Annotated in this window: 29 protein-coding genes and 1 tRNA gene; 21 read left to right on the forward strand and 9 right to left on the reverse strand. The window is 67.7% G+C overall.

What is annotated here, in order from left to right:
* Nucleotides 1-268 precede the first annotated feature (268 nt).
* The 7 genes from RM543_RS03045 to RM543_RS03075 all read left to right on the forward strand — a co-directional run bounded on the left by RM543_RS03045 (nucleotide 269) and on the right by RM543_RS03075 (nucleotide 5,708).
* The gene (locus tag RM543_RS03045; protein ID WP_311689420.1) at nucleotides 269-973 is read left to right on the forward strand and encodes a response regulator transcription factor; all 705 of its coding nucleotides are present in this window, start codon (nucleotides 269-271) and stop codon (nucleotides 971-973) included.
* Between the two features lie 65 nt (nucleotides 974-1,038).
* A complete protein-coding gene (locus tag RM543_RS03050) occupies nucleotides 1,039-2,718 on the forward strand; it encodes an ATP-binding protein (RefSeq protein WP_311689421.1) in 1,680 nt (559 codons plus the stop codon).
* Nucleotides 2,719-2,721: 3 nt separating this feature from the next.
* Nucleotides 2,722-3,162, forward strand: coding sequence for an HPr kinase/phosphorylase (locus tag RM543_RS03055; RefSeq protein ID WP_311689422.1), 441 nt, complete (start codon nucleotides 2,722-2,724; stop codon nucleotides 3,160-3,162).
* Nucleotides 3,159-4,070: an RNase adapter RapZ gene (rapZ, locus tag RM543_RS03060; RefSeq protein WP_311689423.1), complete on the forward strand. Its 912-nt coding sequence runs from the start codon at nucleotides 3,159-3,161 to the stop codon at nucleotides 4,068-4,070. Before RM543_RS03055 ends, rapZ begins: the two co-directional genes overlap by 4 nt.
* Nucleotides 4,067-4,459, forward strand: coding sequence for a PTS sugar transporter subunit IIA (locus tag RM543_RS03065; protein ID WP_311689424.1), 393 nt, complete (start codon nucleotides 4,067-4,069; stop codon nucleotides 4,457-4,459). Before rapZ ends, RM543_RS03065 begins: the two co-directional genes overlap by 4 nt.
* Nucleotides 4,460-4,482: 23 nt before the next feature.
* A complete protein-coding gene (locus tag RM543_RS03070) occupies nucleotides 4,483-4,764 on the forward strand; it encodes an HPr family phosphocarrier protein (RefSeq protein ID WP_311689425.1) in 282 nt (93 codons plus the stop codon).
* Between the two features lie 62 nt (nucleotides 4,765-4,826).
* Complete coding sequence (locus RM543_RS03075) at nucleotides 4,827-5,708, forward strand: lysophospholipid acyltransferase family protein (RefSeq protein WP_311689426.1); 882 nt, start codon at nucleotides 4,827-4,829, stop codon at nucleotides 5,706-5,708.
* Nucleotides 5,709-5,712: 4 nt separating this feature from the next.
* Here the strand turns inward: RM543_RS03075 and RM543_RS03080 are convergent, their stop codons facing one another.
* Nucleotides 5,713-6,588 carry a 3-hydroxybutyryl-CoA dehydrogenase gene (locus RM543_RS03080; protein ID WP_311689427.1) on the reverse strand — a complete coding sequence of 292 codons (876 nt, stop codon included), beginning with the start codon at nucleotides 6,586-6,588 and terminating at the stop codon, nucleotides 5,713-5,715.
* Between the two features lie 166 nt (nucleotides 6,589-6,754).
* Between RM543_RS03080 and RM543_RS03085 the strand changes: the two genes are divergently transcribed.
* Nucleotides 6,755-7,582, forward strand: coding sequence for a DUF6473 family protein (locus tag RM543_RS03085; protein WP_311689428.1), 828 nt, complete (start codon nucleotides 6,755-6,757; stop codon nucleotides 7,580-7,582).
* Nucleotides 7,583-7,589: 7 nt separating this feature from the next.
* On the opposite strand, the gene hemC is transcribed toward RM543_RS03085, so the two are convergent.
* Entirely contained in the window at nucleotides 7,590-8,531 is a 942-nt protein-coding gene (gene hemC / locus RM543_RS03090) for a hydroxymethylbilane synthase (protein ID WP_311689429.1), read from the reverse strand.
* 94 nt (nucleotides 8,532-8,625) lie between these two features.
* Between hemC and hemE the strand changes: the two genes are divergently transcribed.
* Nucleotides 8,626-9,657, forward strand: coding sequence for a uroporphyrinogen decarboxylase (gene hemE / locus RM543_RS03095; RefSeq protein ID WP_311689430.1), 1,032 nt, complete (start codon nucleotides 8,626-8,628; stop codon nucleotides 9,655-9,657).
* A 15-nt stretch (nucleotides 9,658-9,672) separates the two neighbouring features.
* On the opposite strand, the gene RM543_RS03100 is transcribed toward hemE, so the two are convergent.
* From RM543_RS03100 to tsaD, 3 genes are all read right to left on the reverse strand, one after another.
* Nucleotides 9,673-10,086: an EVE domain-containing protein gene (locus RM543_RS03100; RefSeq protein ID WP_311689432.1), complete on the reverse strand. Its 414-nt coding sequence runs from the start codon at nucleotides 10,084-10,086 to the stop codon at nucleotides 9,673-9,675.
* Nucleotides 10,086-10,358, reverse strand: a complete 273-nt coding sequence (locus RM543_RS03105) for a YciI family protein (RefSeq protein WP_116086088.1) — start codon at nucleotides 10,356-10,358, stop codon at nucleotides 10,086-10,088. The genes RM543_RS03100 and RM543_RS03105 overlap by 1 nt, the downstream gene beginning before the upstream one ends.
* 69 nt (nucleotides 10,359-10,427) lie before the next feature.
* Nucleotides 10,428-11,516 carry a tRNA (adenosine(37)-N6)-threonylcarbamoyltransferase complex transferase subunit TsaD gene (gene tsaD / locus RM543_RS03110; protein ID WP_311689853.1) on the reverse strand — a complete coding sequence of 363 codons (1,089 nt, stop codon included), beginning with the start codon at nucleotides 11,514-11,516 and terminating at the stop codon, nucleotides 10,428-10,430.
* Here tsaD and RM543_RS03115 point away from each other — a divergent pair.
* The 9 genes from RM543_RS03115 to RM543_RS03155 all read left to right on the forward strand — a co-directional run bounded on the left by RM543_RS03115 (nucleotide 11,497) and on the right by RM543_RS03155 (nucleotide 21,281).
* Entirely contained in the window at nucleotides 11,497-12,309 is an 813-nt protein-coding gene (locus tag RM543_RS03115; RefSeq protein WP_311689433.1) for a uroporphyrinogen-III synthase, read from the forward strand. The two genes, tsaD and RM543_RS03115, sit on opposite strands and share 20 nt — an antisense overlap.
* Before the next feature lie 79 nt (nucleotides 12,310-12,388).
* On the forward strand, nucleotides 12,389-13,696 hold the full coding sequence (locus RM543_RS03120) for a COG4223 family protein (protein WP_311689434.1): 1,308 nt from the start codon (nucleotides 12,389-12,391) through the stop codon (nucleotides 13,694-13,696).
* 12 nt (nucleotides 13,697-13,708) lie between these two features.
* On the forward strand, nucleotides 13,709-15,256 hold the full coding sequence (locus RM543_RS03125) for a heme biosynthesis protein HemY (protein ID WP_311689435.1): 1,548 nt from the start codon (nucleotides 13,709-13,711) through the stop codon (nucleotides 15,254-15,256).
* Nucleotides 15,257-15,299: 43 nt separating this feature from the next.
* Nucleotides 15,300-15,375: transfer RNA gene (locus RM543_RS03130), tRNA-Thr, on the forward strand.
* A gap of 112 nt (nucleotides 15,376-15,487) precedes the next feature.
* On the forward strand, nucleotides 15,488-16,309 hold the full coding sequence (locus RM543_RS03135) for a flagellar motor protein MotB (RefSeq protein WP_311689436.1): 822 nt from the start codon (nucleotides 15,488-15,490) through the stop codon (nucleotides 16,307-16,309).
* Nucleotides 16,310-16,410: 101 nt separating this feature from the next.
* Nucleotides 16,411-17,712: a flagellar hook protein FlgE gene (locus RM543_RS03140; RefSeq protein WP_311689437.1), complete on the forward strand. Its 1,302-nt coding sequence runs from the start codon at nucleotides 16,411-16,413 to the stop codon at nucleotides 17,710-17,712.
* 15 nt (nucleotides 17,713-17,727) lie between these two features.
* Nucleotides 17,728-19,173 carry a flagellar hook-associated protein FlgK gene (gene flgK / locus RM543_RS03145; protein WP_311689438.1) on the forward strand — a complete coding sequence of 482 codons (1,446 nt, stop codon included), beginning with the start codon at nucleotides 17,728-17,730 and terminating at the stop codon, nucleotides 19,171-19,173.
* A 3-nt stretch (nucleotides 19,174-19,176) separates the two neighbouring features.
* Nucleotides 19,177-20,178 carry a flagellin gene (locus tag RM543_RS03150; protein WP_311689439.1) on the forward strand — a complete coding sequence of 334 codons (1,002 nt, stop codon included), beginning with the start codon at nucleotides 19,177-19,179 and terminating at the stop codon, nucleotides 20,176-20,178.
* A 5-nt stretch (nucleotides 20,179-20,183) separates the two neighbouring features.
* A complete protein-coding gene (locus tag RM543_RS03155) occupies nucleotides 20,184-21,281 on the forward strand; it encodes a flagellar basal body P-ring protein FlgI (RefSeq protein ID WP_311689854.1) in 1,098 nt (365 codons plus the stop codon).
* A gap of 100 nt (nucleotides 21,282-21,381) precedes the next feature.
* On the opposite strand, the gene fliP is transcribed toward RM543_RS03155, so the two are convergent.
* The 4 genes from fliP to fliF are packed head-to-tail and all read right to left on the reverse strand — an operon-like array spanning nucleotide 21,382 to nucleotide 24,611.
* Nucleotides 21,382-22,101 carry a flagellar type III secretion system pore protein FliP gene (fliP, locus tag RM543_RS03160; protein ID WP_311689440.1) on the reverse strand — a complete coding sequence of 240 codons (720 nt, stop codon included), beginning with the start codon at nucleotides 22,099-22,101 and terminating at the stop codon, nucleotides 21,382-21,384.
* A complete protein-coding gene (locus tag RM543_RS03165; protein WP_311689441.1) occupies nucleotides 22,098-22,388 on the reverse strand; it encodes a FliM/FliN family flagellar motor C-terminal domain-containing protein in 291 nt (96 codons plus the stop codon). The genes fliP and RM543_RS03165 overlap by 4 nt, the downstream gene beginning before the upstream one ends.
* Nucleotides 22,381-22,995 (reverse strand): hypothetical protein, encoded by a 615-nt coding sequence (locus RM543_RS03170; RefSeq protein ID WP_311689442.1) that lies wholly within the window; start codon nucleotides 22,993-22,995, stop codon nucleotides 22,381-22,383. Before RM543_RS03170 ends, RM543_RS03165 begins: the two co-directional genes overlap by 8 nt.
* Nucleotides 22,995-24,611 (reverse strand): flagellar basal-body MS-ring/collar protein FliF, encoded by a 1,617-nt coding sequence (fliF, locus tag RM543_RS03175; RefSeq protein WP_311689443.1) that lies wholly within the window; start codon nucleotides 24,609-24,611, stop codon nucleotides 22,995-22,997. The genes RM543_RS03170 and fliF overlap by 1 nt, the downstream gene beginning before the upstream one ends.
* A gap of 118 nt (nucleotides 24,612-24,729) precedes the next feature.
* On the opposite strand from fliF, the gene RM543_RS03180 reads away from it, so the two are divergent.
* From RM543_RS03180 to RM543_RS03190, 3 genes are read left to right on the forward strand one after another with little or no spacing between them, the layout of a single operon-like run.
* Nucleotides 24,730-25,209 (forward strand): flagellar basal body-associated FliL family protein, encoded by a 480-nt coding sequence (locus tag RM543_RS03180; RefSeq protein WP_311689444.1) that lies wholly within the window; start codon nucleotides 24,730-24,732, stop codon nucleotides 25,207-25,209.
* 8 nt (nucleotides 25,210-25,217) lie between these two features.
* Nucleotides 25,218-25,604 carry a DUF6468 domain-containing protein gene (locus RM543_RS03185; protein WP_311689445.1) on the forward strand — a complete coding sequence of 129 codons (387 nt, stop codon included), beginning with the start codon at nucleotides 25,218-25,220 and terminating at the stop codon, nucleotides 25,602-25,604.
* Nucleotides 25,601-26,170: a MotE family protein gene (locus RM543_RS03190; RefSeq protein WP_311689446.1), complete on the forward strand. Its 570-nt coding sequence runs from the start codon at nucleotides 25,601-25,603 to the stop codon at nucleotides 26,168-26,170. The genes RM543_RS03185 and RM543_RS03190 overlap by 4 nt, the downstream gene beginning before the upstream one ends.
* Nucleotides 26,171-26,172 lie beyond the last annotated feature (2 nt).

Here is a 26,172-nt window from a genome sequence, read left to right on the forward strand (position 1 = left end):
CCGGTCTGGACGATATATCACCCCCAGTCGGCGAGGGAACCGGAGCGGGGAGGGGTTAGCGCAACCAAGTGCAGGTTAGCGCAACCACGTCCGGTCCGGTTGCATGATGGCGGGACCAACTGTGGTGCAAATTAGTCATTCCTTTGCGTTTTCCGCCGCATTCTGGGCGCCATTGCTCACAGAATCGGCTTTCCGAGTTGATCGCTCGCGCGGAAATCGGGAGGTTGGCTGAAAAGAATGATAACGGGTAGTATAGGGGCTTGAGTGCATGTCACGCATCGCGCTTGTCGACGATGACAGGAACATTCTGACGTCCGTGTCCATGACGCTCGAGGCCGAAGGCTTCGAGGTCGAGACCTACAATGACGGGCAATCCGCGCTCGACGCCTTCAACCGGAAGCTTCCGGACATGGCCGTGCTCGACATCAAGATGCCTCGCATGGACGGGATGGATCTGCTGCAGCGCCTGCGCCAGAAGACGCAGATGCCGGTGATCTTCCTCACCTCCAAGGACGACGAGATCGACGAGGTTCTCGGGCTGCGGATGGGGGCGGACGACTACGTCAAGAAGCCCTTCAGCCAGCGCCTTCTCGTGGAGCGGATCCGCGCCCTCTTGCGCCGTCAGGACACGCTGGCGGGCGATGTCGCCGGCGTCGAGCCGGAAACGTCCCAGGTTCTGGAGCGCGGCCATCTGCGCATGGATCCCTTGCGTCACTCCGTCCAGTGGAAGGGCCGGGACGTGACGCTGACGGTGACGGAGTTCCTGCTGCTTCAGGCGCTTGCCCAGCGGCCGGGCTTCGTGAAGAGCCGGGACCAGCTCATGGACGTCGCGTATGACGATCAAGTCTACGTCGACGACCGGACCATCGACAGCCACATCAAGCGACTTCGCAAGAAGATGCGCACGGTGGACGAGGACTTCCTCGCGATCGAGACGCTGTACGGAATCGGTTACCGCTACAACGAGGAATAGGACGCTCTCCGGAGGGTGTCTTTCGGGCGGGGACGGTCCCGTTCTGGCCTTGGAGGGGCTGTCGCTTGCGCGATACCAGACCTGGATATGACGGCGACGTGGTCCTCGGCGAGGAGTATGTCAGCCCCGGCGGCGGTGATGCCGGCCTCGCTGCCAGCCGCGCGGAGCGCAATCCGCTCAGGGTGAACCGCTCTCCGCTCGCGCGGAAGATCATCACCTTCAACCTCATCGCCCTGCTGATCCTCATCGGCGGCATCTTCTGGCTGGACCCGTTCCGCGGGCCCCTCGCGGTGCAACGCGGGGACGCGCTCTCACGCGAAGCGGCGCTCATTGCAAATGCCTTCGAGGTCCAGCTCCCGGGCGGTCTGCCCGTCAGTCTCGCGACAGGTGACGGGATCGACGCGGCAGCCACCCTCGGCGCGATCGATCTCGCGGACGGGGCGCAGGCCTTCGTCTTCGATGCCGCCGGCACCCTCGTCGCCGAAGCCGAAGGGCCCGCTCTGGCCGAGGCTGGCGGGAGCGATACGGTCCTCATCGATGCGCTGAACTCGGTCTGGGGCCTCTTCGCCCGGGTCTTCACGCCCGGCGGGGAGCCCGGTCCGGGGGAGGCCGCCGAAGCGCTCGTCCGCCAGCTCGTTCCGGGAGCGACGGACGGCGCCGCGTCGGTTCCCGTCGAGGCGACCGGCCCGCAGGGGACAATCTTCGCCGTGGCCGTTCCGATCCTGCAAGGGGACCGCACCGTCGGCGTCATCGGTCTGACCAGTGCCGCGACGGACCTTGATTCGCTGGCGCGCGGCGAGCGCGAACAGGCGCTGCAGATCTTCTTCATCGCGGTCTTTGTCTCGCTCGGTCTCAGCCTTCTTCTGGCGTCCACCATCGCCAACCCGCTGTCGGACCTCGCCGCGGCGGCGGAGATCGGCCGGGACCGCCACTCGCGCAAGCTCAATCCCGGCCGCGTGCGCATCCCGGACCTGACCGGGCGCCCGGACGAGATCGGCCGGCTTTCGGGCGCGCTTCGCGGCATGGTCGCCGCGCTCTACGACCGGATCGACGCCAACGAGCAGTTCGCCGCGGACGTGGCTCACGAGATCAAGAACCCGCTCGCCTCGCTCCGCTCCGCCGTCGTCACACTGCGCGTGGCCAAGCGGGAGGATCAGCGGGACCGGCTCCTCGACGTGATCGACCACGACGTGCGCCGCCTCGACCGGCTCGTCTCCGACATCTCCAACGCCTCCCGGCTCGACAGTGAGCTCGTGAAGGAGGAGGAGGAGAGCTTCGATCTGATCAAGATGGTCCGCAACCTGACCGACTACCTCGGCGAACAGGCGCGGGAGCGGGGCGTCGAGTTCATCACCGACCTGCCGCCGGGCCGCGTCGAGACGATGGGGCTGGAGGCAAGACTGGCGCAGGTCTTCGTCAACCTCATCACGAACGCGATTTCCTTCTGCGAGGAGGGAGACGCGGTGCGCGTCTGGGTCAGGCGGCGTGAGAACCGGGTGCTCGTCGTGGTCGAGGATACCGGGCCGGGCATCCCCGAGCAGGCGCTGACCAAGGTCTTCAACCGCTTCTACTCGGAGCGTCCGCCGGGGCAGTTCGGGGACCATTCCGGCCTCGGCCTCGCGATCTCCAAGCAGATCGTCGAATCGCATGGCGGCGTGATCTGGGCCGAGAACATCCGCCCCACCGATGCGGACATCACGTCCGACCCGCTCGGCGCGCGATTCGTCGTCGGCCTGCCGATCTGAGCGATGACGGAGGCGGGGGACCAGGGCGCAACCACCACGATCAGGGCCACCGCCATCGCGCGAGACGGACGCGCCGCGCTTCTGATGGGGCCGTCCGGCTCCGGCAAGTCCAGCCTCGCGCTCCGGCTGGCCGCCCTCGGGGGGCGGCTCGTCTCGGACGACATGACCCACGTTCGGCGCCGCGATCAGGTGCTCATCGCCTCCTGCCCGCGGCCAGAGCTTGCCGGCAAGATCGAGGCGCGAGGTGTCGGCATCATCGACATCCCCCATATCGAGCGGGCCGAGATCGTCCTTGCGGTCGAGTTGACCAATGGTCATGGCGTGCGGCACCCCGATCCCAGCACATTCGAGTTACTTGGCCTTCCAGTCACCTTGTATAGCGGTGCCGTATCGTCCCATTTTTGCGTGACGCTTCATCACCTGCTAGCCGGAAAGCCCGCGTGAACGATCCCAGGCCAGACGCCGTGCGGTCCTGCCCCGAAGTCCCCCGCTTCCTCATCGTGACGGGTGTCTCCGGCGCGGGACGGACCGTCGCCCTCCGGGCGATGGAGGATATCGGTTTCGAACCCATCGACAACCTGCCGCTCTCGCTGCTCGGCACGCTTTCCGGGTCGACCGCCGAGGATCGGCGCGTCGTCGTCGGGGTCGGCACGCGCAACCGCGACTTTTCTCCCGAGGCGCTCCTGGCGGCGCGGGGGCCGGACACGGTCCTCGTCTACCTCGACAGCCGGACCGACATCCTCGTGCGGCGCTACTCCGAAACCCGCCGTCGCCACCCGATCGGCGCCGAGACGGCGGAGGCCGGCGTCCTGCGCGAAATGGAGCTGCTGGCGCCGGTGCGGGACGGCGCGGACATGGTGATCGACACCTCCGAGATGACCCAGCACGATCTGCGCGCCGAAATGGAGCGGCGGTTCCGCTCGGGCCCGGCGCAGACGCGGCTGTCCGTGTCCGTGGAGAGCTTCTCCTATCGGCAGGGCATACCGGGCGGGCTCGATTTCGCGTTCGACTGCCGGTTTCTGGACAATCCGCATTGGGTCGAGGAATTGCGCCCGCTCGACGGGCGTTCGCCCGAAGTCGCTGCACATGTCGCCTCCGATCCGCGGCATGGCCCCTATCTCGAACAGGTTCTCGGGCTGCTGACCCTCGTCCTGCCGGCGCAGGCGGAGGAGGGCCGCGCCCATGTCGGGATCGGGTTCGGGTGCACCGGAGGGCAACACCGTTCCGTCGCGATGGTGGAGAGGGTGTCCAAGGCGCTTGCAGCCGGCGGATGGCAGGTGTCAACTCGTCACAGGGAAATCGAACGGCGGGCCGGCGGACAGGGCCGCGCCCTCACGGGGACAACGGCGTGATCGGCATCGTGATCGTGGCCCATGGCGGGCTGGCCCGCGAATATCTCGCGGCAGTGGAACATGTCGTCGGCCGGCAGGACGGTATCCGTGCGATCTCCATCGCGGCGGACCACGACCGCAGCGAGAAGCAGGGCGAGATCTGCGATGCGGCGGACGCGGTGGACGACGGCTCCGGCGTGGTCGTCGTGACGGACATGTTCGGCGGCACGCCGTCCAACCTTTCCCTGCGGGCCTGCGCGCCGCAGAACCGCCGGATCCTCTTCGGCGCGAACCTCCCGATGCTGATAAAGCTGGCCAAATCGCGACACATGCCCGTCGCCGATGCCGTGACGGTGGCCCTGAACGCCGGACGCAAGTATATCGACAGCTTCGACGGAGCGCCCGGCTGAGGCGGGCGGGAGGAGGAGAGGCGATGACAAGCGGCACCGTGCGGCGCGAGCTGGCAATCGTGAACGAGAAGGGCCTGCACGCCAGGGCCTCGGCAAAGTTCGTGGAGACGGTGGAGAGGTTCGACGCGCGCGCCGAGGTCAGCCGCGACGGCATGTCCGCCTCGGGGGACAGCATCATGGGTCTTTTGATGTTGGCAGCTTCGAGGGGAACCTCTATTGGTGTTGAGACCAGCGGCCCCGAGGCCGAAGCGCTGATGCAGGCGCTCGCCGCGCTGGTCGAGGACAGGTTCGGCGAGGACATGTAAGCGCCCCGCAGGAAAGGCCCGACGCTTTGGTTGACAGCCCGACGACTTCTCCACCGATCCTGATGCACGGATCCCGGAGCCTGCATGGTCAGGGCGACGGAACCGATCTTGGCGAGCAGCCGTACGACCGTCGCCGGCTGTCCTACGCCTCGACTTTCGACAACCGCTGGCAGCGCCTGTCGATCCAGACGATGGAAGCTCTGACGGGCAAGCTCCACCTGCTTCATCTCATCCGCAAGTTCGAGGCGATGGGCGTCCCCCACGGGCAGGCCTTCTGGCGGCAGGCGCTCGACGTGATGGGGATCGACCTTGCGACCCCGGCGGAGCAGATCGCCCGCATCCCGAAGGACGGCCCCCTCGTCATCGTTGCGAACCACCCGCACGGCCTGGTGGACGGCATGGTGCTGGCGGATCTCGTCGGGCGGCGGCGCACGGACTACAAGATCCTGACCCGGTCCCTTCTCACCGGCGTCGGCGAGATCGATCAGTTCATGATCCCGGTCCCCTTCGCGCATGAAAGCGACGCGCTGAAACAGAACCTCGAGATGCGGGCCAGGGCGATGGCGCATCTCGCCGATGGCGGCGTCGTGGTGCTCTTTCCTTCGGGCGTCGTGGCCGCGAGCCGGTCGATGTTCGGCCCGGTCGTCGAGGCGGACTGGAACCCCTTCACCGCGAAGATGATCCAGCGCAGCCGCGCTCAGGTCCTGCCGATCTTCTTTCCGGGGCGGAACAGCCGCTGGTATCAGATGGCCAACCGCGTGAGCGCGACGCTTCGGCAGGGCCTGCTGCTCTACGAGGTGAAGCACGCCCTCAATCGCCCGCAGGCCCCCGTCGTGGGCGAGGTCATCGGGCGAGACGTGGTCGAGGGCTACGCCGGCAAGCCGCGGGACTTCATGCGCTGGCTTCGCGAGACCACTCTGTCCCTCGGCCCGGCACGCCGCTGACCGATCAGCGGGTCGGCACCGGCGCGTCGCCACGATAGTCGTAGAAGCCCCGATCCGTCTTCCGGCCGAGCCAGCCGGCTTCGACGTATTTCGTCAGGAGCGGGCAAGGGCGATACTTGGTATCCGCCAGCCCGTCGTGCAGCACGTTCATGATCGCGAGGCACGTGTCGAGCCCGATGAAATCCGCCAGCTCCAGCGGCCCCATCGGATGGTTGGTGCCGAGCCGCATCGCGCTGTCGATGGAGGAGACGGAGCCGACGCCTTCGTAGAGCGTGTAGACCGCCTCGTTGATCATCGGCATCAGGATGCGGTTCACGATGAAGGCGGGGAAATCCTCCGAACTCGCGGCCGTCTTTCCAAGGGCCTCGACCACCCCCAGGAGCGTCTTGTAGGTCGCTTCGTCGGTCGCGATGCCGCGGATGAGCTCGACCAGCTGCATCACCGGGACAGGGTTCATGAAGTGGAACCCCATGAACTTTTCCGGCCGGTCCGTGCGGCTCGCGAGGCGCGTGATGGAGATCGACGAGGTGTTGGAGGTCAGGATCGTCTCGGGCTTCAGGTGCGGGACGAGCTCCTCGAAGATCGCTACCTTCACCGCTTCCCGCTCCGTCGCCGCCTCGATCACGAGGTCCATGCCGCCGAGATCGGACAGCTCAAGCGTGGTGGCGATGCGGCCAAGGGCGCCGTCCCGCTCCTCCTGGCTGATCTTCTCCTTGGAGACCTGACGGTCGAGGTTCCTCGTGACCGTCTCGATCGCCTTGTCCAGCGCGGTTTGGTCGATGTCGTTCAGAAGGATGTCGTATCCGGCGAGCGCGAAGACATGGGCGATGCCGCTGCCCATCTGGCCCGCTCCGACGATCCCCACACGCGTGATATCCATGGTCTTGGCGCTCCGTTGCTGCACTGCAGAGTGTAGCGTCTGCAGCCGTGCGCTCAACCCGCCCGAAAGGACCCGATTCCCTCGCATTGTACCCTTAGCCGTTTGTCAATTCCCCGGGCGCAAGTTGGGCGCGGGTGAGTCGAAACGGTGCGAAGGGATGAGATCCATGACGTTTGCGCGTTCGGGTCCGATCCGACTGGACTACGGTCTGTGTCGGTACGGGCAATCGAAACTGATGTGCCGCGGCCCCATGCGCCGCCTCAAGGGCGATTACGTCACCTTCCTCGGCGGGACGGAGACGTTCGGCAAGTTCGTCGAACGGCCCTATCCCGCGCTGCTCGACGAGCGGCTCGGGGCGACGATGATCAACATGGCCGCGAACAATGCGGGTGCGGATGCCCACGGGCTGGACGAGGATCTTCTCGCGCGCGCCAGCGACGGGGCGGCCTGCGTGATCCAGATTACCGGGGCGCCCTACGTTTCCAATCGTCTCTATTCGGTCCATCCCCGGCGGAACGACCGGTTCATCATGGCATCGCCCAGGCTGAGGGAAAGCTTCCCCGAGTTCGACTTCACCGAGATCGCCTTCGTCGGCCACCTGATGCGGCGTCTGCGAGAGGTCGCTCCGGAGCGGGTGGCGGAGCTCGAGGACGAGCTCAGGCGCGCATGGCTCGCACGGATGAAGCGCATGTTCGATGCGATTGCCGCGCCGAAGATCCTCCTTTGGATCGGCGAGGCTGCCCCTCCGCCCATCGGTGGGCACATCGCCGGGAAACGCGCGCCGCAGATCGTGGATCGGGGCATGATCGACGTGCTGAGGCCATCCGTGGAGGCCTATGTCGAGGTGGTGATCTCACCCCACGCCCGCGCGGCCGGCACGCGGGGAATGCTCCATTCGCTGATGGAAAAGCCCGCGGCGCAGGCCGTACCGAACCTGCGTGCCCATGCCGAGGTCGCGGACGCACTCGAGCCGACCCTTTCGGGATGGCTCTAGGCGGCGGTCAGGTCCGCCAGTCGAAGAAGCCGGGGCCGGCCTGTTCGAGAAGCCTCAGTGCCATCGCCCGGCCGAGCTCCGCGCCGTCTTCGACCGGCGCGACCTGCGTTTCTCCGATGGCCTCGGAGCCGTCCGGGCGCAGCACTTCCCCGGTAAGGCGGAGGGCGCCGTCCTCGAATTCCGCGAGGCCGGCGATGGGTGTCTCGCAGGACCCGTCAAGCGTGGCGAGGAAGGCGCGCTCGGCTGCAAGAAGAAGGCCGGTTTCCTCGTGGTGGATCGCGGCGAGAAGCCGGTCGATGTCCTCGTCGCCGATCCGCCGCTCGATCCCGATGGCGCCTTGCGCCACGGCAGGCAGCATCGAGCGGACCGGGACGGGCTGCCGCGGCACCTCGTCTCCCATGCCGAGGCGCGACAGGCCAGCGCAGGCGAGGAAGGTCGCACCCGCCACACCGTCCTCCAGCTTCTTCAGCCGCGTCTGAACGTTGCCGCGAAATTCGACCACGGTGAGGTCCGGCCGCTTGTAGAGCACCTGGGCCCGCCGCCTCAGGGAGGATGTCCCGACGACGCTGCCCTGCGGCAGATCGTCGAAGGCGGAGCCCGCCAGCGTGACGAAGGCGTCCCGCGGGTCCTCTCGCGGCAGGTAGGTGTCGAGGACGAGGCCGGCGGGTTGTTCGGAGGGCATGTCCTTCATCGAGTGGACCGCGATGTCGATGCCACCGGTCAGGAGCTGCTGCTCGATCTCGCGGGTGAAGAGGCCCTTCCCGCCAATTTCCTTCAGCGGCCGGTCGATGACGCGGTCGCCGGTGGTGCGGATGGGCACGATGGCGAAGGCGGTCTCCGGCAGGTCGTGCGCCGCCATCAGACGGTCCCGGGTCTCGTAGGCCTGGGCGAGGGCGAGCGGGGAGCCGCGGGTGCCGATGCGGAGCGGGCGGTCGGGAGAGAGTGTCATGGGGCCACTCGATACGGAACGTGCCGCGCACGGGCAAGCCGCCTTGACACCGGGCGCGCCGGCGGCGAGGCCTCCGGTCGCAATGGAGGGCGCGATGGCTGACAAGACGATCCTTAGGGCGCTGGCGGGGGAAACGCTTCCGGTCCCGCCGATCTGGATGATGCGGCAGGCGGGGCGCTACCTGCCCGAATACCGCGCGACGCGGGCGAAGGCGGGGGACTTCCTGTCGCTGTGCTACAACCCCGAGCTTGCCGCAGAGGTCACGCTCCAGCCGATCCGCCGCTACGGCTTCGACGCCGCGATCCTGTTCGCCGATATCCTCCTCGTGCCTCAGGCGCTGGGCGCGGATCTGTGGTTCGTGACCGGCGAGGGGCCGCGGCTGTCCACCATCACCTCGGAGGCCGACATGGCCCGTCTGGGCGATCCGAAGGACGTGCACGAGACGCTGTCCCCGATCTACCAGACCTTGCGCATCCTCAAGGGAGAACTGCCGAAGGAGACGACGCTGATCGGCTTTGCCGGTGCGCCCTGGACCGTCGCGACCTACATGATCGCCGGGCGCGGCACGCCCGACCAGGGGCCAGCCCATGCGTTGAAGGGGGAGAATCGCCCTGTCTTCGAGGCGCTCCTGTCGAAGATCACGGCGGCGACCATCGAGTACCTGTCCGCGCAGGCCGATGCCGGCGCGGAAGTCCTGAAGCTGTTCGATTCCTGGGCCGGATCGCTGGAGGGAGAGGCGTTCGAGCGCTACGCCGTCCGCCCCGCCGCGGAGATCATCGCCGCCCTGAAGGCGCGTCATCCGGGCGTGCCGGTCATCGCCTTCCCGCGCGGCGCGGGCTCCCGGTTCAAGGGGTTCGCACGGGCGACCGGCGCCGATTGCGTCGCTTTGGACGAGAGCACTGACCTCGCCTGGGCGGCGTCGCACGTTCAGACCGATGGCTGCGTGCAGGGCAATCTCGCCTCGCGGCACATGGTCACGGGCGGCGAGGATCTGGTGCGGGAGACCCGCGCCATCGTGGACGCCTTCTCGAACGGCCCCCACATCTTCAACCTCGGTCACGGGATCACGCCCGACGCCGATCCGGACAATGTCCACCGCATGATCGAGGCGGTGCGGGGCGCCTGACGCCCCGCGCGCCGATCAGAGGCCGCCCAGCTCCCTGACGATGTCCCATTCCGCAGGGGTCACCGGCTGGACGGAGAGGCGGGAATTGTTGACGAGCACCATCTCCGACAGGCGCGGATCGGCCTTGCACATGTCGAGCGAGACGGGGTTGGGAACGGGCTCCACCGCGCGGATGTCGACGCATTCCCAGCGCGCGTCCTCGGTGGTGCTGTCGGGGTGCGCCTCGGCGCAGACCTCGACGATGCCGACGATCTCCCGTGTCGTCTGGGAGTGGTAGAAGAAGCCGAGATCACCGACCTTCATCTGCCGCATGTTGTTGCGCGCCTGGTAGTTGCGCACGCCATCCCACTCTTCCCCCTCGGCGCCCTTGGCGACCTGGTCCTCCCAGGACCACACGTTCGGTTCGGACTTGAAGAGCCAGTACGCCATCAGCCAATCACCTTGTTCCATTCCGACACGGCGATGTCGGCGAACAGGCCGGCCTTGTTGTAGGGGTCGTCCTTCGCCCAGGACTGCGCGGTCTCGAGGTCGGGCGCATCGAGAACGATGAGCGAGCCTGCCATCTCTCCGCTGTCGTCGAGGAGCGGCCCGGCCATCTCGACCATGCCGGTCGCCTCGATATAGGCGAGATGGGCGGCGCGGGTGTCCTTGCGCACCTGGAGCTTGTTCGGCTTGTCTTTGCAGATCAGGGCAACGCGCATGGCGGCCTCCCGGGATGTTCGTGTCAGCGGCGCAATCTGGCGCCTGGTCGGAGGGGGCGCAACCCGCGATCAGGCCTTGGCGCCCTTTCGCCCACCGCCGATCAGGGCCGGGCTCGATGTGTCGAGGGGCCATCGGGGACGAGCGCCAAGGTCCATTCCGTCCCGGTGGCCCGCACGTATCCGCTCGATCCCGGCCCATGCGATCATCGCGGCATTGTCGGTGCAGAGGGGCAAGGGCGGGGCAATGAAGCGCGCGCCGGCACCTGCCGCGACGGTTTCGAGCCGCGATCTGATCGCTTCGTTTGCCGCGACCCCACCGGCCACCGCGAAGGACGGGGCCGTGGGCGCCTCCTCCTCCATGTAGACCGCGAGGGCCCGGCGGGACTTCTCGGCGAGGACATCCGCGACGGCGGCCTGGAACGACGCGCAAAGATCGGCGCGGCGGCGTTCGGGCAACCCGCCATGCTCGGCCACATCGGCGTCGCGCGCGCGCAGGAGGGCGGTCTTCAGCCCCGAGAAACTCATGTCGCAGCCCGGGCGGTCGAGAAGCGGGCGCGGAAAGCGGATCGCTCCCGGATCACCGCCCGCCGCGACGCGCTCCACGTGCGGACCGCCGGGCTGCGGCAGGGCGAGAAGCCGCGCACATTTGTCGAATGCCTCTCCCGGTGCGTCGTCGATGGTGCCGCCGAGACGGCGAAAGTCGTCCGGACCGCGCACGATCAGGAACTGGCAATGCCCTCCGGAGACGAGCAGCATGAGGTAGGGATAGGGCAGATGGTCCGTCAGTCGCGGGGTGAGGGCATGCCCGGCGAGATGGTTCACCCCGACGAGTGGCAGCCCGGTACCGAACGCGATCCCCTTCGCGCACATGACACCGGACAGGACGCCGCCGATCAGCCCCGGCCCGGCGGTGACCGCGATGCCGGACAGCTCAGCAAGGCGGGTCCCGGCTACCGCAAGCGCCGCCTCGACCGCGATATCGAGCCTCTCGGCATGGGCGCGGGCGGCAAGTTCGGGCACGACACCGCCATAGGCGGCATGGAGCGCGGCCTGTCCCGTCACCTCGGAGGACAGGATTTCGCCGTCGCTTCGGACCACCGCGGCGGCCGTGTCGTCGCAACTCGATTCGATGCCGAGCATGAGGAAGGGATCGCACATGGTCATCGCGGCGGCTCCGGGGCAGGATGGCCCGCAGATAGACCGCCCCGCCCCCCTTGTGAACCTGGTCCAACCGCCTTTGTCCCTTTCCCGCGCCACGCTTCTGCTGACCCGTCCGCGCGCCGCCTCCGAGCGGTTCGCCGCGATGCTGCGCGATTGGCCTGCGCTCGGCGGTCTGCCGGTCCTGATCGCGCCCGTCATGGAGATCGTGCGCCTGCCCGCGCCGCAGGACGTGCTGGAGGATGCGGGCGGCGTCGTCTTCACGTCGGTGAACGCGGTCGAGGCGCTGGGCCTGCCGGGGGCGGGGCGGCCGGCATGGTGCGTCGGACCCGCAACGGCGCAGGCGGCCCGAGCCGCGGGGTTCACGGTCCGGCTGGTGGCGCGGGACGCCGAGGAACTCGTGGCGACGATGATAGGGGCCCCCGAAGCGGGGCGCCTCGTTCATGTCGGCGGGCGGCACAGGCGCGGACGCGTGGCGGAGCGGCTGACGGCGGCGGGTTGGTGCTGCGATCCGGTCTGCGTCTACGATCAGGTGCCGCGGCCCATCGGAATTGCTGCACAGACGCTTCTCGGCGGACGTGATCCGGTCCTCGTTCCGGTCTTTTCGCCCCGCAGCGCGGCTCTCTTTCCGGGGCATGGGAGCGCGCCCCTGCATCTCGCCGCGATCAGCGCCGCGGCCGCCGAGGCATGGGCCGGACCGCCCCCGGCTGACGTTCGTATCGCGCCCGAACCCGATGCGAACGGAGTCGCCCGGGCGCTCGGCGCGTTGATTAATCCCGCATGCTCGCCTTGAGGGCCCATGGACCCCAAGCTAAGTTGATCCGGGCCCGGCAGATTTCTGCCGTGCCGAACACCAGTGGAGAGGGACCGGCGTGACAGATCAGACGACCCGATCAGACGAGGCCGCCGGCCTGCACGGCGCCGCGCGCCGCACCCACGGTGTCGGATATACAGCAGCGGACAAGACGACAGCGGATAAGGCGACGGACGCCGCGACACCGGTCGCCAGGGGCAGCGTCCCCAGTGCCGGAACGCGTGCCGCGTCCAAGCCCGCGGCAGAACCGGCGCCCGCCAAACCCGCTCCGGTCGATGAACCTGCTGCGCAGGATACGCCCGCGACCACGGTTACATCCAAGTCCACGGACCGCCCCCGGTCCGATGCCGCGGCGTCCCGCGGCGGCACACCGACGCCACCGCCTTCGACACCTGCGCGGTCCGGAGGCGGCGGTGGCTTCCTGGGCGGTCTGATCGGCGGGATCGTTGCCGCCGCCCTCGTGGTGTTGCTCGCCCCGTTCGTTCTGCCCGCGACATGGATGGGCGCCGATGACGGCACTGCGCTCGATGGGGTCAGCACAGAGGTCGAAACCGTCCGGACGGACCTCGATGGCGCTTCGGCGCGGATCGAAGAGCAATCAGGGCAGATCGGCGCGCTGACGGAGCGGCTCGATTCGCAGACCGCTGACCAGCAAGGGTCCCTGTCAGCCCTGAACGATCAGCTCGCCGACCTCACGGACCGCGTCGACGCCCTCGAGCGACGGCCGGTGGACAGCAGCGACGACGAGGAGATCGAGGCCGCCCTCAGCGCCTACCGGGCCGAGGTCGCCCGGCTCCGCGAGGATGTCGCGGCGCAATCGCAGGACATGCAGCGCCAGCTGGAGGAAGCCTCCGCCAACGCGGAAGCGGCGTCCCGCGCCGAAGCGGCGGCCGGCCGCGCCGCGCTCCTCTCCCGGATCCGCGATACGCTCGATACGGGCGCGCCCTACGACGACCTTCTTGCCGAGCTGGACACGACGCCGCCGGAGGCGCTGGCCGCCGCCGCACCGGACGGCGTGGCGACCCTCGCCGAACTTCAGGACCGCTTTCCCGAGCATGCCCGTTCCGCACTGGCCGCGTCGGCCAATGACGGTGACATCGGGGAGGGCAACGCCCTGACCCGCTTCGCCCGGTCCCAGCTCGGCGCCCGTTCCATCGCACCGCGCGAGGGAGACGATCCCGACGCGATCCTCAGCCGTGCGGAGGCCGCGCTGCGCTCCGGCGATCTGGAGGAGGCGGTGGCCGAGGTCCGCTCGCTTCCCGAGGTTCCCGCCGAAGAGATGCAGCCCTGGACAGATGCCGCCACCGAGCGGGCCGATGCCATTGCCGCGCTGGAGGACATGTCCTCCGCCGAGACAGAGAATTAAGGACGTACGCGAATGCTCTGGTCCCTCCTCAAGATCATACTCTTCGTCGCGGTCATCGCGCTTGTGACCATCGGCGCCGGCTGGCTCATGGAGACGGGGGCCGGTATCCGCGTCGCCTTCGGCGGTACGGAACTCAATCTCGGCCCGGTTCAGGCCGTCATCGCGATCCTCGTGATCGTGGCCGCGGTCTGGCTTGTGCTCAAGATTCTCGGCGCCCTCTTCGCTCTGGTGCGCTTTCTCAACGGCGACGAGACCGCGCTCTCCCGCCACTTCGACCGCCGCTCCGAGCGCAAGGGAATGCGGGCCCTCGCCGAGGGCATGGTGGCGCTGGCAGAGGGCGAGGGCCGTCTCGCCATGGCAAAGGCCGATCGGGCGAAGAAGTATCTGAACGAACCCCAGCTGGTCGCCCTGATCAATGCCCAAGGCGCCGAAATGGAAGGTCAGCACAAGGTCGCCGAGGAGAATTACAAGAGCCTTCTCGCCGACGAACGCACCCGATTCGTGGGGATCCGCGGCATCCTGCGCCAACGTCTGGCCGAGGGCGACACCGAGACCGCGCTCGCGCTCTCAGAGAAGGCCTTCGCCCTCCGCCCCAAGCACGAGGAGACGCAGGATACGCTGCTGCGCCTACAGGCCGAGAAGGCCGACTGGAAGGGCGCGCGCAAGACGCTGGATGCCAAGTTGCGCTCCGGTGCCCTCCCGAGGGACGTTCACCGCCGCCGCGACGCCGTCCTGGCGCTGTCCGAAGCGCGGGACGTGCTGGTCGACGGTCAGGACATCGAGGCGCGGGAAGCCGCGATCGAAGCCAACCGTCTCTCTCCCGACCTCATCCCCGCCGCCGTCCTCGCGGCGCGCAGCTACATCTCCGCCGGCAAGCAGCGCTACGCCGCCCGTGTGCTCAAGAAGGCCTGGGAGGCTCAGCCGCATCCCGATCTCGCCGCGACCTTTGCCGATATCACCCCGGGCGAGGACCCGGCCAAGCGGCTCAAGCGATTCTCCGAGCTGACCAAGGTGCGGCCCGAGCATCCCGAGACGAAGATGCTGCAGGCCGAACTCCTGATCGCCGCCGAGGATTTCCCGGCAGCACGCCGCGCGCTCGGAGATCTGCCGACGGCGCACCCGACCGCGCGGTCTCTGTCGATCATGGCCGCGATCGAGCGTGGCGAGGGGGCGGACGATGCCGTGGTCCGTGGCTGGCTTGCCCGCGCCGTGACCGCGCCGCGCGGCTCCCAGTGGGTCTGCGAGAACTGTCACGTCGTCGCAGCCGAATGGGCGCCCGTCTGCCCGCATTGCCATGCGTTCGACACCTTGGCCTGGACCGAGCCGCCCGAGGGGCAGCTCTCCAGTCCCACGGGCTCCGAGATGCTGCCGCTCCTCGTCGGCTCCGAGGCGTCCACCGCACCCACGGTGGCGCAGGGCCCGGCTCCCGCGGCGACGCCGCAGGTGGATGTGACGCCGCCAACGCGCGCGCGCGACGCCGACACCCCGCCTGCCGAGACGAAAGCGGTGCCCGACGCAGAGCCCGCCGACGCGCCGGAAGACGCACAAAAGGAAAAATAGGGGCTACCGTCCGATCTCAAGGACGTGTATGCCGCCACCGGTCGCCGATGTAGCTCAGCTGGTAGAGCAACGCATTCGTAATGCGTGGGTCGGGGGTTCGAGTCCCTTCATCGGCACCATTTTTCAGACAACTCGCACGATTTGAAGCCTCCCCCGGGGGCCGCCCTTCAGCATTCGCTTACCCCTTGTCCCTATCCCTGATGCCGGGGTGTGACAGTGCAAGGTGGTGCAATGGCTTCTGGCAGCAATGCATCGGCCGTCATCATCAAGCGGAAGAAGGTCGTCGGCGGTGGCGGGCATCATGGTGGTGCCTGGAAAGTCGCCTACGCGGACTTCGTAACGGCCATGATGGCCTTCTTCCTGCTGATGTGGCTGCTGAATGCGACGACGGAAAAGCAGCGCAAGGGGATCGCGGATTACTTCCAGCCGACGATCGCGGTGAACCGTATCTCCGGCGGAGGAGATGGTGCGCTCGGGGGAGACTCGATCTTCACCGACGACGATCTCGCCCAGAGCGGAACCGGTGGCGGACAGGACGCCTCCCGCGCGGTCGATGAGGAGCAGCGCCGCACGGAGGATCAGGTCTTCGGCGAGATGCAGGAACTTCTCCGTGGAAACAGCGGCGAGAGCCTCGTGTCGGACGAGATGCGTCGCCATATCGTCACGCGGATCACCGACGAGGGCCTCGTCGTCGAGCTCTTCTCACGCGAGGGCGCACCGCTCTTCGGCGGCGATGGAACGCAGGCCACGCCCCTTCTGTCGAGCCTGCTTGCCGTGATCGGACGGGTGTTCTCGCTCGCTGAGAACGACATCGCCGTCACGGGGCACGTGCGCGCCAGGCCGCTAACTCTGATCGACAATCCCGTCTGGGATCGGTCCGTCGGCCGCTCGGAGGTCGTTCACGAGGAACTCGCCCGCAGGCTTGGTGAGGCGCGATTCGCACGGATCACCGGCAAGGGGGACAGGCGTCCCTCCCGCGATTCGATGGATCCGATGTCTCCGCGGCACGACCGTGTCGAGATCACGCTCCTGCGCTCCGACATCCCGCGCTGAAAAGGACGAAGTCGCGTCGGCGTTAGGTCGATCTTAAGGGCGTGATGGCATGTCATGAGGGACCGCTTCGGGGATCGCTTCAGAAAGGCAAGTTTCCGTCCATGACCATCTCATCGTCCCTCAATGCCGGCGTGGCAGGGCTCGCGGCAAATGCCAACCGCCTCGCCACGATCTCGGACAACATCGCCAACTCGGCAACCTACGGCTACAAACGCGTCCAGACGGACTTCCATAGCGTCGTCACCTCGACCGGTGGGTCAAAGTACTCCGCAGGCGGCGTGCGTGCCACGACGATGCGCATGATCGACCAGTCCGGCTCCACCGTCACCACCGCCAATCCGACGGATGTCGCGATTCGCGGCAACGGGTTCATTCCGGTGACGGACGTGAACTCCATCGGCCTCGACGGGACCGGCTTCGTGACCCGCCTTGCCACCACCGGCTCCTTCCGCCTGGACGATGAAGGTTTCCTGCGCACGGAATCGGGCACCGTCCTTATGGGCATCCCGGCGGACGCAAACGGCCAGGTGCCCGATTACCCGAGAGACAGCTCCACCGCGCTCCGTCCGATCCAGGTCAGCCAGAACCAGCTGATCGGCTCCCCGACCACGCGTCTGTCCCTCGGAGTGAACCTTCCGGCGACGGACACAATGGCGGGCGCCTCCGGCATGGCCCGGAATGCGACGGTCGAGTACTTCGACAATCTCGGCATCTCCCAGACGCTGAGCATCACGATGACGCCCACCGTCCCGGCCGCCGGCGCGTCCAACGAGTGGACGGTCACCATTGGCGATTCGGCACAGGGCGGTGCCACGGTCGGAGAATACGTCCTGACTTTTGATGACAGCCGCGGAAACGGGGGGCAGCTTCTGTCCGTCTCGACCACGACGGGGGGCGCCTACGACCCGGCCACCGGGACCGCGCCGGTCACCGTGGCCAGCGGAGATATCGACATCGACTTCGGCGCGATCGGCGGCGACCCCGTCATCACGCAGCTGTCGAATATCTACGCTCCGCTCTCCATCTCCAAGAACGGCTCTCCGGTCGGCAACATGACCGGCATCGAGATCGACTCCCAGGGGTTCCTCGTCGCCAATTTCGATGTCGGCATCAGTCGCAGGCTCTACCAGATCCCGCTTGTCGATATCGGCAACCCGAACGCACTTCAGGCCGGTGACAACCAGACCTATTCGCCCACGGCAGAATCCGGCGGATTCTTCCTCTGGAATGCGGGCGATGGCCCGACCGGCAAGCTCATATCGGGCGCCCTCGAGCAGTCTTCCACCGATGTGGCCGGCGAGCTGACGGATCTGATCCAGACCCAGCGGGCCTATTCGTCCAACGCCAAGGTCATCCAGACGGTGGACGAGATGCTCCAGGAAACCACCAATATCAAGCGCTGATCGGGGGCCTGATCCATGTCCATTGCCGCCGCCTTCAACAGTTCCCTCAGTGGGCTGAACGCGACCTCCCGCCGTGTCCAGCTCACGGCCTCCAATGTCGCCGGAGCGCTGACGGAGGGCTATGGCCGCAGAGAGCTGTCCGTCAGTGTGAACGCCTATTCCGGTGGCGTTCGCATCGACGGCGTGATGCGGCAGGTCGACCAGGGGACCTTGCGGGACATGCGCCTCGGGGCGGCTGCCTCCGGCAACGCCGGCACCCGCGCCGACGCTCTCGCCCGGATCGAAACGGCCATCGGCGATCCGACGGCGGACGGGTCGATCCCGGCACGCCTCGCCGCCTTCGAGGGCGCCCTGATCGAAGCGGGCAGCCGCCCCGATTCGACCATCCGGCTCGATGCTGCGGTCCGGGCCGGGGACAGACTTGCGTCCGCATTGAACACGGCCACGGACGAGGTCCAGGACGCGCGCCGCGCCGCGGATGCCGGGATCGCCACGCAGGTCGGTCAGCTCAACGACGGTCTGAAGCAGGTTCAGGAGCTCAACGCCCAGATCTTCCGCCTTTCGAACTCCGGGCGAGACGTCTCCGGCCTGATGGACCAGCGACAGACCGCCATCGACGAGCTTTCCGCCATCGTTCCCCTCCGCGAGGTGCCGAGGGAAGGCGGGCAGGTCGCGCTCTTTACCACCGGCGGCACGATCCTTCTCGACGGCCGGATGGCGAAGATCGAGTTCGATCCGGCTGGCTACGTCACGGCGGATCTGACCCAGGCATCGGGCGCCCTGTCCCCGCTGATCGTCGACGATATTCCGGTCAGCATGGACCCCGGCGGCCAGCTGGACGGCGGCACCCTTGCCGCCCTGTTCGACACGCGTGACCGGATCGCTCCGGGAGCGCAGGCCGGCCTCGACGCGCTTGCCCGCGATCTGGCGGAACGACTGCAGGGAACCGCGGTCGATCCGACGCTCGGCCCCGGCGACCCAGGCCTCTTCACCGATGCCGGCGCGACGGTCCTCCCGGCGAACGAAGTGGGACTCGCCGGGCGTCTGAGGCTGAACGCGGCGATCGATCCGGATGCGGGCGGCGAAAGCTGGCGGCTCAGGGACGGTCTTGCAGCACCGGTGCCGGGAGACACCGGCTCGCCAGGTCTCCTCCATGCGATTTCCGACGCATTTGGCGGCACACGCGCCCCGTCCTCCGGCCCGGCGGCCGGTCTTGCGCGAACCGCGTCCGGTCACGCGGCGGATATCATCTCGGCCGTCTCCGTCCTGCGGCAGGGCGCGGTCGAGGAGCAGAGCTACCAGGCCGCCCGCGCCTCGACGCTGACGGAGCAGCACCTCGCAGGGGGCGTCGATACAGACCGCGAAATGCAGAACCTTCTGTCGATAGAGCAGGCTTATGCCGCGAACGCGCGCGTCATCCAGACACTGGACACCTTGATGCAACAGCTGATGGAGATCTGAGCCATGACGATGACAGCGATCGGCGATCTGGCCCGCACCTTCGTGTTGCGCAATCACAATACCGAATTGAAGGGTCGCTTCGACCGGCTGACCGATGAGCTCTCGAGCGGGCGCATTGCAGATCTCGGCGCGAAGGTTCGCGGTGACTGGTCGGTCGTCGCCGGGATGGAGACCTCGCTCAAACGCCTCGAATCGTTCGACATGGCCGTCAGCGAGGCCGCCTCCTACACCGCCGGGATGCAATCCGCGCTCGGTGCCGTCGCGAGCCTGTCCGAAGACCTCGGCGCCTCCCTCCTTGTCGCCGGCTCCGGGGGGAGCGATCTGCCGGCCGAAAACGTGGGCAGGGACGCGCTGGCCTCGTTTGAAGGCGCCGTCCGGGCCCTCAATGTGCAGGCCGCTGGCCGCTCGCTCTTCGCCGGCGCGGCGCCGGATTCGCCAGCGCTTTCCGAGCCGGGCGACATGCTGAACGACATACGGGCAGCCGTCGGGGGCGCCACGACCGCGGGTGCAATCACGACTGCCGTCGAGGCCTGGTTTGCGCCCGGCGGAGGGTTCGACGCAGCCTACCTGGGGTCCGCGACCTCCGCAGGGCCATTCGCGGTGGGGCAGGGGACGACCGTGGGCATCGATGTCACGGCCGAGGATGGCAGGCTGCGCGACGTCCTGGCGGGCCACGCGATGGCGACTTTCCTGGCGGACGGCACCCTGAGCGACGCCGACGAGAAGGTCGCCCTCGCCGCCTATGCCGGCGCGCATCTTCTGAGCGCGGACGCGGAACTCTCCAAACTACGTGCGGAAGTCGGAGGCGCCGAAGCCCAAATCGAACGCGCCGGAACGAGGAACGCGGCCGAACGAACGTCGCTCGAGATCGCGCGGACGGAGCTCGTCAGCGCCGATCCGTTCGAGCGCGCATCGGAACTGGAAGCGGTACGGACGAAACTGGAGATGCTCTATTCGCTGACCGTGCGAAGCGCCAACCTGTCCTTGATGGAGTATATGCGATGAGCGTGATGCGCGCTGTTCTGGCCGCAGCGGCGCTGGCCCTCCCGGAAACGGCGATGTCCGCGCCCGTTCGGCTCAAGGATCTGGTCGAGTTCGACGGAGTACGCGGCAACGATCTCGTGGGCTACGGTCTCGTCGTCGGCCTGAATGGCACAGGGGACGGACTACGCAACGCGCCGTTCACCGAGGAGATCATGTCGAGCATCCTCGAACGGCTCGGCGTCAACGTGACGGGCGAGCAGTTTCGCCCCAACAACGTCGCCGCCGTGCTGGTGACCGCGACGCTTCCGCCCTTCTCGCGTGCCGGTAGCCAGATCGACGTGACCGCCTCCGCCATCGGGGACGCGTCGAGCCTGCTTGGCGGAACACTGATCATGACCCCGCTGACCGCCGCGGATGGCGATATCTACGCCGTCGCCCAAGGCACCATACTTGCAGGCGGTGTCACGGCGGAAGGCGATGGTGCGGCGGTCACGACCGGCGTCCCGACGTCGGGGACCATTCCGTCCGGGGCCCGGGTCGAGCGGGAAGTCGACTTCGACTTTGCGGGCCTCGATACGATTCGCCTCGCGCTGAGGACACCAGATTTCACCACGGCCGCGCGCATCGAGGGGGTGATCAATGCGTCCTTCGGCGCGCCCGTCTCGGTCATGCGCGATGCCGGAACGGTGGAGCTCGACATCCTGGCGACGGGGATCGGTTCGCCCGCCCACGTTCTCGGCCGCGTTGAGAACCTTGCCGTCGAACCCGAGAGCCCGGCGCGCGTCGTCGTCGATCAGGCGTCGGGCACCATCGTCATGGGCGCCGATGTCCGAATCTCGGCGGTCGCGGTGTCCCAGGGCAACCTTACGCTCAAGGTGGCCGAAGCGCCGCTGGCCGTGCAGCCCAACCCGTTCACGCCGGGGCAGACGGTGGTCGTCCCGCGTACCGAGGCGGAGATCGTGGAGGAGCCCGGGATCGGTCTCGCCGAGGTGCCCGAGGGGACGACGCTGTCCGAGGTCGTATCCGGTCTGAACGCCCTCGGCGTGGGGCCGCGGGACATGATCGACATCCTGAAAGCGATAAAATCCGCGGGAGCGCTGCACGCGGACTTCATCGTCCGGTAACGCACGACCGGTCCAATCCGGGCCGGGCCATGCAGGAGGGGGTGCACCTATGCACCCCTCTCTGCGCGCAAGAGATGGACGTCGCGGCGGGCGCCGTGCCTTAGAGGTATCCTCGGACCAGCGCCCCGGAGATCAGTGACCATCCGTCCGCGACGACGAAAAAGGCAAGCTTGAACGGCAGCGAGACCAGAGCGGGCGGCACCATCATCATGCCCATCGACATCAGGACCGCGGCAACCACGAGGTCGATGATGAGAAACGGCAGGAAGATGAGAAAGCCGATCTCGAAGGCCCGCTCGATCTCGCTCAGAAGGAAAGAGGGTATCAGGATCGAGAGGGGCGAGCCGGCCTCCGGTTCACCTGCTGAAACCGGCGGTCGCAGATCGGCCATCGAGGCGAAGGTATCCGGATCGACCCGCGCCGCCATGAACTCCCGGAAGGGCGCCAGAGTCCGCGTGAACGCCTCCTCTGCTTCGATCTCTTCCTGGAGAAGAGGTTCGATGCCGGACTCCCACGCCTCGGTCAGAACCGGATCCATCACGAAGTAGGACAGGAAGAGCGCGAGTGTCACGATCAACATGTTAGGCGGGGCCTGCTGAAGGCCGATGGCCTGGCGCAGGATCGACAGGACCGTCACGATGAAGGGGAAGCAGGTGACCATGATTGCCAGCCCGGGGGCCAGCGAAAGCAGGGTCACGAGCGCGAGCAAGCCGAGGGTGCTGGCGGTCAGGGACCCGTCTCCGAAGGACAGTGACAGATCCTGCGCCAGCGCGGGGCCTCCGGCAAGGATCAGGGCTGCCGCGAGGGGGACGTGTCTCATTCCTGCCGGTCCGGCCCCGCCACGTCCGTGAGCCGAACCGCGAGTTGACCGGCCTGGGCGCCGTCCAGCTCCTGCAACTCGCCCCGCGCGATCAGCCGATCACCAACCCATAGCTCGACGGGATCCTCGATACGGCGATCTATCGGGAGGATCGAATCGGGGCCGAGCCGCATCAGGTCGCGTACCTTGGCGCGGGTGCGACCGACGGAGACGACGACCTCGACCTGGACCCGGGCGAGCGGAGAATCATCTGCCGGGGTCTCGAGACGGTGTTCGGGTTCAGCCATGGTGTGCATCCTTCTGGATCATGTCTGCGGTGTCCGGCCCGCGAGACGTCGAAAAGTAGGTTGAGATGACGGCGCGGATCCCCTCGAGCGCCGCATCGAGGTCGATCTGCCGTTCGCTGTCGCCGAGGCGGACATAGGCCTGCCCATCCCCGAGGCCGGCCTCGCCCATGACCTTCAGGGGCAGGCTCTCGTCCGTGTCCAGCATGTCGCGAACCGTCTCGACGTTCTCCGGAGCAACGCGGACTTCGGCGGCCGGGGCGATGTCCAGGGCGGATGTACGCACGAGGTGGGCGACCGTCTGCCCGAGTGCCGCGCCGAGATGCTCGGGCACGATACGCGACAGGATCCCGGCGATCAGGGGCTCGATCTCGGCGAGGAACGCCGTTCTGGCCTCGTGATACGAGAAGGCCATGGATTGCAGGCTCGCCGCGAGATCGGCGGCCGCGGACTGACGATCGGCAGCCCGAGTGGCCTCCGCCTCGGCCAGTGCCGCCGCGTATCCCTCCTCGTACGCGTCCTGCTGCGCTGTCGCCGCCTCTTGGGGGTCGGTGGCAGGCGGGCATGACGCATCCTCATCGAAAGACGTCAGAAGCCAGGGGCGTGCCATCACGCGTCCTCCTTGTCGTCCATCCAGCTCTGCAGGACCTTCATTGTCTCTTCACGGCGCTCGGACATCAGGCTGCGCAGGCGGTCCACCGGATCGGCGGGCGGAAGGGCGGGGGCGGGTGCGGCGCTGCTGCCCGGCGAGGAAAGTTCGAAGGACGCGTCCCCGGGGGCATCCGCGGCAGAAGGGAGCTCAGGGGCGATGGGCCTCGCCTCGCGGGCGGTTTCGGGGGAGCTCTCCTCCTTCGCCGTCTCCGGCGGCGATGGAAGGGCAGCTACGCCGCGGTTGCCCGCCAGAATGGGACGGACGACGAAAAGCCCGAGGGCGAGAGCGACCAGGGACAGGACGACCAGCTGCATCAGAGCCATCGCATCGATCGCGAACCGCTGGCTCCAGCCGACGGGCGCAGCGGTGCCGAGGTCCGCGCCGGGCATGAAGGCCAAGGATTTCACGGTGATCCGGTCCCCGCGCGCCTCGTCGTAGCCTACGGCGGATTCAACGAGTTCGCGGAGTTCGGACAGCTCCTCGTCGCTGCGGGGCACTATGGTCTCTTCGCCACCCGCCGCGGTCTCCACGCGGCCGTTGACCAGCACGGCGACCGTCTGCCGGCGGATCGTTCCGGGCGCGCGGAGGATCTCACGGGTCGTTTCCGATATCTCGAAGTTGACCCGTTCACGCGATTCGTTGTCCGTCGAGCGGCGCTCGCCGGCCGCGCTGGCGTCCCCGTCCGGAAGGTTGGACGCGACCGTGACATCCCCCTCGGAGCCTGACGAAGACGAATTGCGCGATTCCGTTTCCGTGCTGATCGCGACGCGCTCATCGGGATCGATCCGGCGCTCCACGATCTGCTCGCTCTCGGTTTCCGTATCGAGGCTGATCTCCACGATGGCCCCGCCGGGGCCGACATAGGCTTCGAGAAGGCGCTCGATGCTGCGTTCCATCTCATCGGCTCGGGACGCGCCGCTCTGCGCGCCGGCTGCATCGGTGCCGTCGACCACGGCGCCAGTTGCGGCATCGATCACGGTTACATCGTCCGGGCTGAGGCTCGGGACGGCAGACGCGACGAGCGAGCGCAGGGCGCGCGCTGTCTCGGCAGAGACGCTCCCCCCGGCCGGCGTTACGGAAACGGAGGCCGAGGCGTCGGCATCGCGCTCGAAGGGGCGCGAATCCCCCGTTGCGATGTGAACGCGGGCCGCGCGGATCTGCGGGCTGGCGACCATGGTTCGCGCCAGTTCGCCTTCCTTCGCGCGCCAGTAGGCGGCGTCGAACATCTGCGCCGTGGTGCCGAACCCGGACAGACCGTCGAGCAACTCGTATCCTGCGCCGCCGGAGGCCGGGAGGCCCTCTCCGGCAAGTGACATCCTCAGCGAATCGCGCTCGGTGGACGGCACCCAGATCGCGTTTCCGCGCACCTCGTACGGGACGCTGCGCTGATCCAGCGCGCTGATCACGTCTCCCGCCGCGGCGCCTTCCAGCCCGGCGTAGAGCAGCGCCATGCCCGGCTTCGTCGCCAGATTGGACAGCATCAGCACTGCAGCGAACATCGCGGCCGCGGCGGCGCCGGCAATGATCTTCTTCCTGGTATCGAGCGCCGACCACACAGACAGCAGGTTATTCACGTCACATTCCCCATCGGGCCCGTTCTGGGCCATGCGCTCATTTGGCCTGCCAGCCCTTAAGGTTTGGTTAGCTCCCGACGGCTTATTGAGGGTCATCCGCAAAATGCCGGAGGGACCGATGGCCGACGAAGCGCGCGCCGATGACGAGGCGCCGAAGAAAAGCTCCAAGAAACCCGTTCTGCTCGGGCTTCTGCTCGCTTTCATCCTGGGCGGGGGCGGCTTCTTTGCCGCCTATGCCGGACTGGTCGGAAGCGAATCGGGCAGCGAGGAGACGCCGGAGGAGGCGTACGAGCCGGTCGAGGCGGCGTCCTTCGTGCCGCTCGAGCCGCTGGTCATCTCGATCGGCGGCGCCGGGCGGCATCACCTGAAATTCGCAGCCGAGCTCGAGGTTGCGCCGGGGGAGGAAGAGGCCGTGGCGGGACTGATGCCGCGCATTCTGGACGTTCTGAACACGTATCTCCGGGCGCTTTCGCTCGAGGACTTCGAGCGGGACGGGGCTTTGGTGAACCTTCGGGCGCAGATGCTCCGCCGGGTTCAGCTGGTCGTCGGAGAAGGCCACGTCCGGGATCTTCTCGTAACCGAATTCGTCACGAATTGAGGACGCTCATGGCTTTGATAGCAGATATTCTACTTGTCGCCGCATCGCTTGCCGCAGCGTTCTACTGCCTGATCCTGTCGCGCCGTCTCAGCCGCTTCACGGATCTCGAAAAAGGCGTCGGCGGTGCGGTGGCCGTCCTGTCCGTTCAGGTGGACGAGATGACCCGGGCCGTGGCGGATGCGCGAAGCGCGGCGGGCCAATCGGCCGAATCGCTGTCCGAACTCGTCGTCCGCGCGGAGGACGCGCGGCGGGGTCTGGAGCTGCTGATGGCGTCCATGCACGACCTCCCCACGGAAGCCGCCGAGCCGCAAAAGGCGCCAGCCCCGGCGAGAACGCAATCCCCGACGAGAACGGTGCGCCGTAGCCGCCGGGAGCGCACGGGAGAGCCCGCATGAGCCGCTGGTGGAAGCCCCGCCGCGGGGCGCTCGTGATGATCGCCGTGCTCTTCAGTGCCGGCGCCGCTGTACGCCTCATGGGGCATGCGGACGTCATAGCCAGAGCCGCTTTCGCGAGTGATGGTGAAGCCGCCTCGGATGATCTCTGCACGCCTCAGCCGGCGATCGCCGAATTGCTGGCCGATCTGAAAGCGCGGGGCGATGAACTCGACGCGCGTGAAGAGACCCTGACGGGTCGCGCCGCCGAGATCGCAGTTGCCGAGGAGGAGCTGGCGGTCAGCCTTCAGCGTCTCACGGAGGCCGAACAGGCGCTTCAGGACACGATCGCCGCGGCGGATGGCGCCATGGAAAGCGACGTGGACCGGCTCGTCAGGGTCTACGAGGCGATGAAACCGGCCGAGGCCGCCGGGCTGTTCGAGGCGATGGAAGTGAGCTTTGCCGCCGGCTTCCTCGCCCGCATGAACGCAGAGTCGGCGGCGGCCATCATGTCCGGTTTGCCGCCGGAAATGGCCTACGCCGTCAGCCTGTCCCTCGCGGGCAGGAATGCGGGGGTGCCCACCGAATGAGT

Source organism: Tropicimonas omnivorans, from assembly GCF_031846565.1.
In the GTDB taxonomy this organism is placed as follows: domain Bacteria; phylum Pseudomonadota; class Alphaproteobacteria; order Rhodobacterales; family Rhodobacteraceae; genus Tropicimonas_B; species Tropicimonas_B omnivorans.